9 protein-coding genes are annotated in these 13,505 nt (G+C 30.3%); all 9 read right to left on the bottom strand.

The genetic code is table 11. The features are described 5' to 3' along the window. Positions 1-11 precede the first annotated feature (11 nt). The 9 genes from ACXGQW_RS00655 to ACXGQW_RS00615 all read right to left on the bottom strand — a co-directional run bounded on the left by ACXGQW_RS00655 (position 12) and on the right by ACXGQW_RS00615 (position 13,319). Positions 12-404, bottom strand: coding sequence for a helix-turn-helix domain-containing protein (locus ACXGQW_RS00655; protein WP_457823182.1), 393 nt, complete (start codon positions 402-404; stop codon positions 12-14). A gap of 206 nt (positions 405-610) precedes the next feature. Beyond that, on the bottom strand, positions 611-2,140 hold the full coding sequence (locus ACXGQW_RS00650) for an ATP-binding protein (RefSeq protein ID WP_457823192.1): 1,530 nt from the start codon (positions 2,138-2,140) through the stop codon (positions 611-613). A 7-nt stretch (positions 2,141-2,147) separates the two neighbouring features. Next, entirely contained in the window at positions 2,148-3,386 is a 1,239-nt protein-coding gene (locus ACXGQW_RS00645; RefSeq protein WP_340199029.1) for an SIR2 family protein, read from the bottom strand. 222 nt (positions 3,387-3,608) lie between these two features. Beyond that, positions 3,609-4,910, bottom strand: a complete 1,302-nt coding sequence (locus tag ACXGQW_RS00640; RefSeq protein WP_457823191.1) for a hypothetical protein — start codon at positions 4,908-4,910, stop codon at positions 3,609-3,611. A 435-nt stretch (positions 4,911-5,345) separates the two neighbouring features. Continuing rightward, positions 5,346-5,909 carry a lasso peptide biosynthesis protein gene (locus ACXGQW_RS00635; RefSeq protein ID WP_457823190.1) on the bottom strand — a complete coding sequence of 188 codons (564 nt, stop codon included), beginning with the start codon at positions 5,907-5,909 and terminating at the stop codon, positions 5,346-5,348. Between the two features lie 154 nt (positions 5,910-6,063). Further along, a complete protein-coding gene (locus ACXGQW_RS00630; protein WP_457823189.1) occupies positions 6,064-7,395 on the bottom strand; it encodes a hypothetical protein in 1,332 nt (443 codons plus the stop codon). Positions 7,396-9,607: 2,212 nt separating this feature from the next. Further along, positions 9,608-10,213, bottom strand: coding sequence for a hypothetical protein (locus ACXGQW_RS00625; protein ID WP_457823188.1), 606 nt, complete (start codon positions 10,211-10,213; stop codon positions 9,608-9,610). Then, the gene (locus tag ACXGQW_RS00620) at positions 10,214-10,387 is read right to left on the bottom strand and encodes a hypothetical protein (RefSeq protein ID WP_457823187.1); all 174 of its coding nucleotides are present in this window, start codon (positions 10,385-10,387) and stop codon (positions 10,214-10,216) included. It lies immediately after the preceding gene. Between the two features lie 1,966 nt (positions 10,388-12,353). Further along, the gene (locus tag ACXGQW_RS00615; RefSeq protein WP_457823186.1) at positions 12,354-13,319 is read right to left on the bottom strand and encodes a hypothetical protein; all 966 of its coding nucleotides are present in this window, start codon (positions 13,317-13,319) and stop codon (positions 12,354-12,356) included. Between the last annotated feature and the right edge of the window lie 186 nt (positions 13,320-13,505).

Raw genomic sequence — 13,505 nt, 5'->3', positions numbered from 1 at the left:
AAAACATTGAGTTAACCATTTTCTTTTAAACGGTTTTGTTTCTTTTTCTGAATCTCGTCTGCTAATGTTTTGGGCAATGACTTTTTTGACGACTCGGCTCCAGTGATGATTTCCATATCGGCTATGATGTCTTGTTGAAAATCTTTCACGAATTCAAGTTCTTCAATTTTCTTTTTCAATTTTTTGATTTCGTCCTGTTTACTCATCGCTTTTTTCTTTTGCTCTAAGGTAGAATATTTTTTAATCCAATAATCGATAGAAGATCTAGGAACGTTATATTTTTTAGCAGCAAAGTTGGTAGAAATTTGACCGTTTTGAATTTGATCAATGATGAATAATTTGAGTTCAAAACCTACTTTGGTGTACGTTTTTTTTCGGCAGTGTTGTTTTTGATTACTTTCCATAAGTGACTAATATTAGATGAATTTTTAGTCAACCTATTTCAGGATTTTACAGTTTTTTAATGTGCTACAACGGTCTAGTATAAGAATAGTAGCGGATTTGCACGCACTAACTTTTCGGTTAAACACAGACCCTTTTTATATTTTCTTACTTTGGATTTAGCGATTAAACCGCTATTATTTTTATACATTGTTGTCTGTAGTGCTTTCTATTCTTTCGTAAATATTTTCGGTGTTTCACTTATTGGTAAAGGACTTGCATCAGCTATTTTTATTAGTGATGAAAAAGCAAATGCCTCTCCTAAAACCAAGGCTTGTTGTTGTTTCAAACTTGTAAGTAAATCAATTTGACTTTTGTCGTCATATTCTATTGTGTTTCTTACAAATTCTAAATCCCTATTGTTGGTTATTTTATGAACTATTAAAGAATTACATTGAGAAATTACTGTATTAGAAACCTCAGACGGTCTTTGGGTCGACACTAATAAGTTAACTCCAAATTTCCGTCCTTCTCGGGCTAATTTTTCGATATAGTAATTATTCATTTGGTCAGTTGATGAAGTAGAAATATATCTGTGAGCTTCTTCTAAAACTAATAAAATATTATCCTTGTTTCTATTTGCAGGATTGGACTTGTAATTAAAAATGCTTTTACTAATCATATATACCAAAAGAGCTAAAATATCATTTGAAACTCTTAACGATAATATTAGAACGCTTTCATTTGGTGAGTCTAGAAAATCTTCAATTGAATTTCCTTCTTTTTTGAATACAGAATCAAATCTTTCATCTGACGAAAAATGTTTAATTCTTTTTACAATATGTTTTAAAAAACCAATCGTGAAATTATCTTTATTTCCTTTGTAATCAAGAGGTACAGCATTTTCAATCTCTACTTGTAATTCCGAAAATTCATAGTAGATTTTTGCATCTGCATTTGTGTGATTTTTTAATTTGAGAACAGCCTCTTTTAAATACGGTATTACATTGGGGGAATCTTCTTTAAGTAACTCTGTTAACTCATAAAAACTTAAATCTTTATGAGACAATTCTAAATCAGAATAGTCCTTCAAAACGACCCAATCTGGCTTTGCAGAGTCTGGCGAATTAAAGATTTCAGAGTATTCTTCATTTGAATCAATAATTATAGTCTTCAGTTTTTTATTAGTAGTATTTAGTAATCTTCCTTTTTCGAGATATACACCTTGAAGAATTGATGTAACTGTACAAGACTTTCCACTACCTGTATTTCCAAATACTGCACAATGTTTGCCAAAAAGAATATTTGGGTCAGCATTTATACTAACTTGATTATAATATATATCGCTCCCAATCTTTAAGGTCGCTGTATCACTTTTGATTGTTGAATTATAAATTGATTCTAACTGTTTTTCATCAACAGTAAAGACATCAGAATCGAGAGTTGGGAAAAAATCAACACCTCTTTTGAAACTATTATTAATAGGATTAAACGAACCAATAAGTCTAATTTTAGATATAATAAGCTCTGTTTTGGATGAAAATAATGCTTCTCTTTCTTTTGATGGTTCAAGTTGTTCGAATATTATACCAATTGCATTTTGAGCATTGAAAAGTGGTATTGAAATGTAGCTATTTAGCATACCTACAATATGTAGTCCATTACCCGAAGATATTGGTTTTGAGAAAATATCCTTATCGTGAATTATTTCTAAATATCGATTTGTAATTCTATAGACTTGTCCGATTTTGAATGCCATACTCTTTTTATTTAGATAATTCTTTTAATGTTTCGATAAGAGTATCTTTTGGCTGAATAAATGAATTTAAAGGAATCAAATATTTCACAATATTTGTAAAATCTCCTACTAAACTTCCTTCAAAAATGATTATTCTGTTATCACTCGAACTTCTGTTTTTAAGAGTTTGTAAAAATTCAGGACTTGTATCATTAATTAAGCTATACGAGTGAATTATTAGAGTTAAGTTAGGATTGTATAAACCTGTCCTGATGATGTCATTTATGTGTTCGTCAATAAATGAATATCCTATTACTACAAGAGTATTCTGGGTCTCTGTTAAAGATTTAGAAAAGTTTCTAAATAGTTCTGAATATGGTAAGTCTAATGAGTATGATTTTTTAGTTTGTATTGGATAAATCATAATAGAGTCAAATCCAATATCCTCTTTTTTTGATGTGTCAGAAATTTGCACCTCTTTTACATTATACAAATCATTGATGTTTTCAGCATATTGCCAAGAAATACTACCGTGAAGTTTGTATATATTTAAATAGGTTGAAATCCTCTTTCCTTTTTGACTTGAATCTTGTTTGATATATGTTTCATTATGGAATGTGTCAGGGTCGAATTTTCTCATATGAACACCTCTAAATCCATTATTATAACTTACTCCTATTTTCTCGCAACCATTTTCAAATGCTAGGTCATAATTTGGTGTGAAAATTTTAGGTCTATTTAAAGTATCTTTTCTACTAATTATCTTATTAATAAATAATTCGTGAATACTGAGTTTGTCTTTCACATAATCTATTGGAAATGGAACATAATTTTCAACGAAAATCTTTAGAGATTTATCCAAATAATTTTTTATTTCAGTCGCTGAATCTTCATCTTCTTTGTTGTTTAGATAGTATAAATATTCCTGGTTGATTTTATCAAATTTCTTTTCTAATAAATCATCCGATTCTAAAAACTTAATTAGTTGTGAAACATATTCTTTTGGTTCTGATAAAGCTTTTAATTCAGCGATAACTGTAGCAAATGGATTTTCATCTTTATTAATAGTTTTCCCTCCAATACTTACAGATGTTCCTGAGCCACATAAAAAATTCAAACTTTCGTTCAAATAATATTTTGCGAGCTTACTTAACGGAACTTTCTCCTCATCCTTGAAAAAGTTACTTAATTCTGTCTCGTTTGCAATGTTTTCATCAGGAAATTCAGACACTATTGTTTTTCCTTCAATTGTTATTTGATTCTCCATATTATTTTTTTCGCATTACAGACAACGGCTCTGGCTAAGATTAGTGTGGGGGAGATAAATCAAGGATTTATCGAGTACTCACTAAGCTGAAGCCATTTTGTTTAGTTTTTAATTTATTTGTCAAAAGCTAAATCGAAAAGGATTTAGCGGCTTAGTAAACATGTACAAAACATCGAGAAAGGAGAGAAGCCCACATTAACTTTAGCCGTTGTTGTAAATAGTTTATTTCATTTTGTTTTCAAGAAAATTTATTCTTTTAATCAACGATTTTAGATTAATATTTTCTTCTTCAATTTTGTTCAACCTTTTTTCTTGAGCAATTGTATAAAGAGTTAATTCTTCAATTTTTTGAAGTAATTTAGAATTCATTTCACCTAAATTAATTCCATTTTTAATTACTTCTTCAGTGCTTGGAATATCTTTTAAATGTCCATTTTTTTGAATGAATTTTTCGACCTTTAATAATTCAGGTAATGTGTAATTCTCATAGAAAACAAAGTCAGACCAATTAGGAGATTCTACTTTTATTTCTCTGGCTCCAATAGAACCTTCAACGGCTAGTTTATGACTTCCTGTATTAGAAGTTCCAATTCCTACTTTTCCTCCACCATTAGCTAGGTATACGTTTGCTAAACTATTGAATCCAATAGCGACATTGTCATTTTTGTATCTATTTAAATGTAACCAGTGTGAGTTACCAGATGTTTCTATACCCTGGTAACCGTCAAACTTAATGAGATAGCCATTACCAGTATCTATCAAACTTTTACCTACGACATGTAGTTTTTCTTCGGGGATAGACTTTCCAATACCTACTTTATACTGATTAATTCTCAATACAGAAACTCCAGTATGGTCTGTAAATTCAAATCCTCCATCAAGATTAGAACTGTCCATACTATTTGTAAATCGAATCATTTGATTTGAACCTCCAGAGGAATATTGTTGAATAGACCTATTTGGCCATCCCCAGTATATTTTATTAGTATTAGAGCTAAATTTTAAATTACCATTTATTTCTAATTTTTCTTTAGGGTCAGAAGTTCCAATTCCTACTTTTCCTCCACCATTAGCTAGGTATACGTTTGCTAAACTATTGAATCCAATAGCGACATTGTCATTTTTGTATCTATTTAAATGTAACCAGTGTGAGTTACCAGATGTTTCTATACCCTGGTAACCGTCAAACTTAATGAGATAGCCATTACCAGTATCTATCAAACTTTTACCTACAACATGTAGTTTTTCTTCGGGAATAGATTTTCCAATTCCTATTTTATACTGATTAATTCTCAATACAGAAACTCCAGTATGGTCTGTAAATTCAAATCCTCCATCTAGATTAGAATTATCCATACTATTGGTAAATCGAATCATTTGATTTGAACCTCCAGAGGAATACTGTTGAATAGACCTATTTGGCCATCCCCAGTATATTTTATCGGTATTAGAGCTAAATTTTAGATCTTGAGAAAATGAAAGAGAAGAACTAACAGCGACAAGTAGGGTTATTTTTTTTATCATAGTATTTAATTATTTACAACGTTGTTGTGTATGATTAGTTGCGTGTTTTAAGCACTAAAGTTAGCAAATAAAACACAGATAGAAAGTCCGCGAGGACTTTCGTAAATTGGCTAAAACCAAGCAATTAATTATACACGGTGTTGTAAACAGTTTTTATTTCAACCATATTTGTTTTCTTACGAAACTTGGTATTTGTAATATCCAATAATGGTCTTTTGTTTTATCTAAATCAATATTCAAATTAGATTTGTTTGACATATTCATTAAAGTTAGATTATGCATTTGACTTTGTGTTATGAAATACAGATTCTCTAAATCAAATTCGGTCTTTAATGGATATTTATCTTTGTCGTGTTTATAAACGTAATCTCCTTTTTCGAGATATTGATTTAATTTTAAAAATTCAGTTATATATGTATATTCTAATTCCATAATTTATGCTTGTTCATAAAATTTACCTTGATATTTTGAAATTAAAGTCGGTAAATTTAAATTAAGATTCAATTGTTTTTTTGCTACGTCAATTACTACAGCCCAAGTCCCAATTGGACTTATTGGTGAGTTTGATAAATATTCTGAAAGATTTATATTTTGTACCATTATTGTTTGTGGACTAAATTCAAGACCAGAAACAGCTCCATATTCAATATTATGAACTTCATCAGTCTCAATATCTATATCGTTAATAATTGGTGCGTTTCTCGCTTCTTCTTGCAAAGTTTTTGTGATTGCTATATCGAAAACTTTTCCATTAATTTCAATCCAAGAATGGTCAAAAAAATAGTTGTTAGCTTTGACCTCTCCTAATTTCCATTTGCAATCAATTCCAGATTCTTTTAATAAAACATATATCGCAGAACTACTTTCGTGACAGGCTCCTTTCCAATCTAATTTATAAGTTATATCTAAAAAGTCATTAAAAATTTTTCCGATAATTTCTTTCTTTTCTAAATCTTCAATCGCTTTATTTAGATTGATTTTCCAATGTTTGTTCGGCATTTTCTTAAATTGTTTACAACGGTCTCGTATAAAAATAGTAGCGGATTTTTACGCACTAACTTTTCGGTTAAACACAGACCTGTTCTTTAATTTACTTAATATTGTTTTAGCGATTAAACCGCTATTATTTTTATACATTGTTGGCAGCTGCCTTTTATTCTTTTTCAACACTTTCAGGTGTTATTACCTCTTTGTTTTCTTCTTTAAAAAATTTCGATTCTTTTTTAAACGCTTTATATTCTTCGGTTTCTCTAAAATCTTTTAAAATCGGAAATTCTTCTAGTCTTTCAATATTCGTTTGATTAGTTTCGAGTACAATTGGTAATATGTTTAGTACTTTTTCTGTCTCGCCTCTCAAAGCAAAAAGTCCTAGTTGAAAGATTTCTTTTTTATCTGAAAAATCCGCTTTTTTAATATCGTTTTCTATGGCTTTATAGTCATCCATCTCTTTTTTGCATAACCAATAATTAATTTGGGCAATAACTTTGTCTACTGGATTAACTTGAGCATCTTTTAAAGAAAAAAAGCATAATCCCTCGCAAATATCCCATCTTGAATGTATTAAATTTTCATATACAATATCTCCAAGTATTTCTCCTCTCTTTATATCTTCTGGACTTAATTTTTTCCAAAGTTCTGCTCCGATTAATATAAATGCTTTTTGAAGTTTACAAATGGCATTATCTAAATATGATTTATCAACAGATAATTTGTCATTAAGGGATATACCTTTCCGTTGATTTTCTGATACTTTTGATAAATAAATCGAGTTTACAATTCCTCCATTATGAACAAAAAGATTTCTTCTTTGATAAACCTCTGTTAGTTCATCTTTAATGTCTTTGAGATAGCCTAACCCAAGAGATAATTCTGATTTCAAAAGTGTAATCCAACTTTCAAAGTTGCCTCTTAAAATTTCATCAATTTTCACATCAATTAGATATTTTTCGGCATCTTCGATTGTTCCGAAAGTCTTTAATTCGGTTAAAGTCATTGTTCTTTTTTGAACACCAGCAGATTCAGGGTGTTTATCGTAATAGAAATGTAATAATTGCGAAAAAAACCATTCAACTGAACTTAATGTAGAAATTAGCGAATTGGTATATAATAATTCTATATGTTCCCTGTTCTTTTTTGCATTATCTAAATGTTTTGAAATTTCATTATTTGAATTGGAGATTTTTATAGAAACCCTCTTTCCATCTTCATCTTCCTTTTTTTCAAATTTAACTTCTGGTATTTCCTTGTATTTCTCGTCTAATTCTTTTGCTATTTTTTCTTGAAACTCAATAAATTTTTCTTTGTCTTCATCTTCAATTTTTTCTCCATTACTCAAAAATTCTTTAAGCATTGCCGATAAAATAATAGGCTGAATATGTTTGTCGTGTTCCTCGAATTTTTCAGTTAGAAAAGGGTCGATTAATTCTACGAAATCTCGTAATCCTATTAAATTTTCGTTGAAATCTGTAATTTGTTTATCTAGCATTTAGTTTCTTTTTCAGGTTGCTGCCAACGGCTTTAGCTATGATTAGTACAGAGTTGGACAGAGAATAAAGTGTCAGACTATGACTAAAGCAAAAACCTTTTTGTTTGTTTTTATATTTTATAATTAAAACTAACAATAAAGGTTTTTGTGACCAAGTAAAACAGCCACAAACTTTGAGGCTAGGAGTGAAGCCTGTATTAATTATAGCTGTTGTTAACTTAATTTAGCATTTTGATTCAAAATTTCAAAAGAATAGTGAATTTTCAAACACGTAACTTATATAGAAATATCGTTCATGTTTTCAGATTATAGATATTTCAGTGTATTTAAATTTCAGTATTATTCACTTTCGGCAAACTCTTCGGAATATCTTCTGATATTTTCGCTTAGCAAAAACTATTTCGATTTGATTCCAATTTTCAAGATTAGTTACATTCTGCGAAGTCTTCCACACGTTTCTATATTTAAAAAGTTTTAAATTTCAGCGCAATTCAGCACGTTTCATTTAATTGTCGGGAGAGTTTTCAATCGTATTTTCGACAACTTAAAATTCTAAAGTGAACAAAAAAAAATCGGCTGCGAGTTAGGGGCTCTATTCCGAGTAGTTATTTGGAGAAACACTTCTTTATCTACCGTTAATTTAAATTTCTGCGCCTAATTCCACCGGAATTAGTGGGCTATTTAAGTTAACGGTTTTAGCTATGATTAGTACAGAGTTAGACAAAGAATAAAGTGTCAGACTATGACTAAAGCAAAAACCTTTTTTTTTGTTTTAAATTTTAAAATTAAAACTAACAATAAAGGTTTTTGTGACCAAGTAAAATAGCCACAAACTTTGAGGCTAGGAGTGAAGCCTGTATTAATTATAGCTGTTGTTAACTTAATTTAGCATTTCGATTCAAAATTTCAAAAAGAATAGTGGATTTTCAAACACGTAACTTAATAGAGAAATCATTCATATTTTCAGATAGTAGACATTTCAATGTATTTAAATTTCAAGATTATTCACTTTCGGCAAACTCTTCGGAACATCTTCTGATATTTTCGTTTAGTAAAAACTATTTCGATTTGATTCAAATTTTCAAGATTAGTTACGTTCAGCGAAGTCTTCCACACGTTTCCATATTTTAAAAGGTTTCAAATTTCAGCGTACAATTCGGCACGTTCTATATGATTGTTAAGAGAGTTTTCAATCGTGATTTTCGACAATTCAAAATTCCAAAGTCAGTGAAAAATTTTCGGCTGCGAGCTCGGGGCTTTTTTTAAGTGATTTTTAGAGAAATACTTGTTTACCTACCGTTAATTTAAATTCCTGCGCCTAATTCCACCGGAATTAGTGGGCTATTTAAGTTAACGGGTTTAGCTATGGTTAGTACAGAGTTAGACAGAGAATATAGTGTCGGACTATGACTAAAGCAAAAACCTTTTTGTTTATTTTTAAATTTTAAAATTAAAACTAACAATAAAGGTTTTTGTGACCAAATAAAACAGCCACAAACTTTGAGGCTAGGAGTGAAGCCTGTATTAATTATAGCTGTTGTTAACTTAATTTAGCATTTCGATTCAAAATTTCAAAAGAATAGTGATTTTTCAAACACGTAACTTATATAGAAAAATCGTTCATGTTTTCAGATTATAGATATTTCAGTGTATTTAAATTTCAGTATTATTCACTTTCGGCAAACTCTTCGGGACATCTTCTGATATTTTCGTTTAGTAAAAACTATTTCGATTTGATTCAAATTTTCAAGATTGGTTAAGTTCTGCGAAGTCTTCAACACGTTTCTGCATTTTCTAAACAGTTTCAAATTTCAGCGCACAATTCGGCACGTTTCGTTTAATTGTCGGGAGAGTTTTCAATCGTATTTTCGACAGTAAAAAGTTCAAAAGTCGATAAAAAATTTTCGGCTGCGAGCTCGGGGCTTTTTTTAAGTGATTTTTTAGATAAATACTTGTTACCTACCGTTAATTTAAATTCCTGCGCCTAATTCCACCGGAATTAGTGGGCTATTTAAGTTAACGTTCAGTATAAAAAACGTAGGGCAGGTGATAATCGATACGTTTCGGATTGGCACTAAGCCAAATATAAATATTTTGCTTTTATCTTTTTTGTTGAAAATGCCAAATTTTATAGTTGGTGACTTTGTAAATAAACTCAGGTTTTTCGGGAAGCCTAAACCCCCTATGTTTTTTATACATTGTTGTATGTAGGCTATTTTCTCGGTAAGAAGAATCCTTTAATACAGCTCATATTCCTAATACAAATTTGAATGTGACTTTTCTTTTGTATTCCAGCTCCAGGATAAGCGGGACCTCCTTCTATAAAGACACCTCTTGTAGAGTCAAATTCTTTTAAAGAACTTGTTTTGTTTTGATTAACCTCTTCTTTTATTTGATTATGAAGATATTCAATTACAGCACAATCAAGTTCCCTAATTAAAAGGTCTTTATGTTCATCCTCCTTTACATCCTTATTCTTGGGTAATGTTTTTCCAAGGGTTTTAAAATCCTTTTCCATTAACTCGTAATATTGAGTAAGAACATTTATAAATTCGCTATCGATTAAATCAAGACAATAATCAAGTGTGAACACAACTCCAATGACTGAAGCTTTTTTTATTTTACCTCTTTTTTCTTTGTCTTTTGCCCACTGTAAAGCTCTGTCGTAATTGTTTTCCCAAATATAAAATCCGTGACCTAACCAGTCAAATGGCTTTTCACTAATTTTTACTTTTTTAGGTTTGGTAAGAAGTTCTTGAACTACAGATTCATCACATCCGTGAAATCCGATAATAAGGTTAGACCTTGAACTATACATTTATTCAGCTATAGTAAGAACACGCTCAAGATTAGGGAAAGCTTTTGTTACTTTTCCTTTTTTATTAACTATTCCAGCAGAATTTAATGACTTTATAGCAACCTCTTTAGAGTTTCCTTTTTTCTCTAATTTTTTTGCCAATGCTAATAATAATGATGTTTGGGTCTTGTTCATAAGAAATGAATTTGATATCAAATATACAATAATTGAACCAATATTGTTCAGTTTTACGTTTATTTTTGCTTACATACAACTGTTTTGGCTAAGCTTAGTGTGGGAGTTGATAATCGGAAGATTATCGGACGAGCCACTTAGCTTAGACTTATTTTATAGTTTTTTCTTTCGTCGATTTAAAACTAATCAAATAAGTTTAAGCGGACAAAGTAAAGAAGCCAAAAACATCGAGAAAACCGAAAAACCCATATTAAGTTTAGCCGTTGTTGTGTTTTCGTGATTTTCATAGTTACGATTAATTCGGCGTTACTACTGAATCTTTTCGTGGTTGCGAATAATTCAGCGTTGTTACAGAATCTTTCCGTGGTTCTGATTAATTCAGCCTTGCTACTGAATCTTTTCGTGGTTGCGATTAATTCGGCGTTGCTACTGAATCTTTTCGTGGTTATGATAATTCAGCCTTGCTACTGAATTTTTTCGAGATTGAGGTTAATTCGGCGTTACTACTAAATCTTTTCCTAGTTACGATTAGGTCAGCATCGCTACTGATTTCAAAAGTATTTGAATTGTAAACTACATTTTCGGCGGAAAATCACCATGAAACACAACGGTTTTGGCTTAAGGTTAGTGTGGGGGAGATAAATCAGCGATTTATCGGATACGCACTAAGCTGAAGCCTTTTTGTTTAGTTTTTAATTTGTTTGTCAAAAGCTAAATCGAAAAGGATTTAGCGACTTAGTAAATATACACAAAACATCGGATTAAAAATCAAGCCCGCATTAACTTTAGCCGTTGTTGCCTACTGCCATTTTCATAACTACTTTTCAGTCGAATAGTTACGATAAATTCACGTTTCAGCTTTTCAGTTACGTAGCTACGATTATTTCGACGTTTCAGCTTTTCGGTTACGTGGTTACGATTACTTCAATTGTTTCAGCTTTCGGTTACGTGTTTATGATTATTTCAACGTTTCAGCCTTCGGTTACGCGTTTATGATTATTTCAACGTTTTAGTTTTTCGGTTACGTGGTTACGATTACTTCAATTGTTTCAGCTTTCGGTTACGTGTTTATGATTATTTCAACGTTTCAGCTTTCGGTTACGTGTTTATGATTATTTCAACGTTTCAGTTTTTCAGTTATGTAGCTACGATAAATTCAATGATAAGGTAAGAGAATTCTATTCCGTAAAATTTTTCGTCACGGTTGTAGGCAACGGCTCTGGCTAAGGTTAGTGTGGGGGAGATAAATCAAGGATTTATCGAGTACGCACTAAGCTGAAGCCTTTTTGTTTAGTTTTTAATTTGTTTTCAAAAGCTAAATCGAAAAGGATTTAGCGACTTAGTAAATATACACAAAACTTCGAATAAGAAATCAAGCCCACATTAACTTTAGCCGTTGTTGGGTAATCGTGATTTTCAAAGCTACTTTTTCAATGACTTTTGTTTTTTAAAGCCATTTGCTTTCAATTTTCATGTTTCGACTGTAGAGTCACAGAGCTATTTTCTATGTTCTCAATGTGAAATCATACATTCACTTTTTCATATTTTAGTGAGTTTTGAGCTTTTCAACTTTTCATGCTTCATTTTTTGTATTTCAGTTGTAATATCTCGGAGTATTTTTTCATTTCAGAGAGATTTTTCGTTTCGGCTTATGCGTTTCAGTTTTAGATTTCAGATAGATACTGAATATTTTCAATAAGTCTTACGTATTTCACCTTTGCGTTTCAATTGTAAAATCGCATAGCTACAATTTGCATTTTCAGAAATAATTCAAGAATTTTAATTTCACGAATTGGAGTTGAATTTCGGCGGAAAATCACCATGTTACCCAACGTTGTTGTATAAGATTAGTTGCGTGTTTTATGCACTAAAGTTAGCAAATAAATCACAGATAGAAAGTCCGCGAGGACTTTCGTAAGTAGGCTAAAACCAGCAATTAATTTTATACGGTGTTAGCTGTAGTAATTTATTCGAACAAATTAAAATTAACACTTTGAGTAATTCTCAAATTATTCCCATTATCATTCCAATATTCTTTGAATGCTTTAATATTTTTGGTTTCTAACTCATTCCAATAATCAGGTGAAATTGCCCAAGTTTCTATTTTAGTTGCGAATAAATCAGTCAATTTCTTTTCAAAATCTACACCAGATAGTTTTTTCCAAGAAGTAATATATTCTTTTATCCAATTATCCGCTTTTGATTTATGATATCCAATTATTAAAGTTAATTTATCTTCTTGTGGAATTAAGTTTATAAAAATATAATTCAATACTTTTTCTGAATCTTTTAAAACTTCCAGAGTATGTTCTGTGGGATTTATTGGGGAATAAACTGCTGAAGCACTAATTGGTATAAAATCATAATCAATTTTTTCAAAGATGTAATCTGTTGTATTATATGAATTATTGATTTCGAGTTCCATAACATCTTTATACCAATTCAAATCTTGAATTCCCATTGTATTCGCCTCAATTTGAGATTTAGCCATTTCTAAAAATTGAAAGTTAGTTCCAAATTGACTTGAGTTTTTTATTCTTTCAAATAAGTCAACATTAATCATTTTTTTTCTTACTTCTGCACATAATGAACGATATGAAAATAATAAATGGCTACTGTAATCATTAAGACTATGTTCTTTTGTTTCTATTGGTGCAAAAACATCTGTATCGTGGGAATTACAGAATAAAGGATATGACATAGCATTATTTATTCCAATTGGTTTGATACTAATAATTCCTTCCTTTTCTGCCTTAAAAAAATCATTTCCTTTAATTTGAATAATATGATTATTAGAACTAATAAAATTCAGAATTCCATTTTTTTGTAATAAATGAGAATTAATTGAATTTTCTTCACATATTAAACATTTATGTTTTTTAGTTCTTGCATTTTTAAACATATTCTGCAAAACTTTAAAATCCTGTTTCATTTTTTTATTCACGAAGGTTTTGATTTATTACAGCTAACGGCTCTGGCTAAGGTTAGTGTGGAGGAGATAAATCAGCGATTTATCGGATACGCACTAAGCTGAAGCCTTTTTGTTTAGTTTTAATTTATTGTCGAAAGCTAAATCGAAAAGGATTTAGCGACTTAGTAAATATACACAAAACATCGG

The sequence above is a fragment of the Wenyingzhuangia sp. IMCC45533 genome, assembly GCF_054111225.1.
Note: the sequence above shows the minus strand (reverse complement) of the source record. Positions and strands in the feature narration are given on the sequence as shown.

Bases quoted from the DNA above. Each gene is read 5' to 3' on its own strand.
- ACXGQW_RS00650 (WP_457823192.1), bottom strand. From the start codon at position 2,140: ATGGCATTCAAAATCGGACAAGTCTATAGAATTACAAATCGATATTTA.
- ACXGQW_RS00630 (WP_457823189.1), bottom strand. From the start codon at position 7,395: ATGCTAGATAAACAAATTACAGATTTCAACGAAAATTTAATAGGATTA.
- ACXGQW_RS00615 (WP_457823186.1), bottom strand. From the start codon at position 13,319: ATGAAACAGGATTTTAAAGTTTTGCAGAATATGTTTAAAAATGCAAGA.
- ACXGQW_RS00620 (WP_457823187.1), bottom strand. From the start codon at position 10,387: ATGAACAAGACCCAAACATCATTATTATTAGCATTGGCAAAAAAATTA.
- ACXGQW_RS00625 (WP_457823188.1), bottom strand. From the start codon at position 10,213: ATGTATAGTTCAAGGTCTAACCTTATTATCGGATTTCACGGATGTGAT.
- ACXGQW_RS00640 (WP_457823191.1), bottom strand. From the start codon at position 4,910: ATGATAAAAAAAATAACCCTACTTGTCGCTGTTAGTTCTTCTCTTTCA.
- ACXGQW_RS00635 (WP_457823190.1), bottom strand. From the start codon at position 5,909: ATGCCGAACAAACATTGGAAAATCAATCTAAATAAAGCGATTGAAGAT.
- ACXGQW_RS00655 (WP_457823182.1), bottom strand. From the start codon at position 404: ATGGAAAGTAATCAAAAACAACACTGCCGAAAAAAAACGTACACCAAA.
- ACXGQW_RS00645 (WP_340199029.1), bottom strand. From the start codon at position 3,386: ATGGAGAATCAAATAACAATTGAAGGAAAAACAATAGTGTCTGAATTT.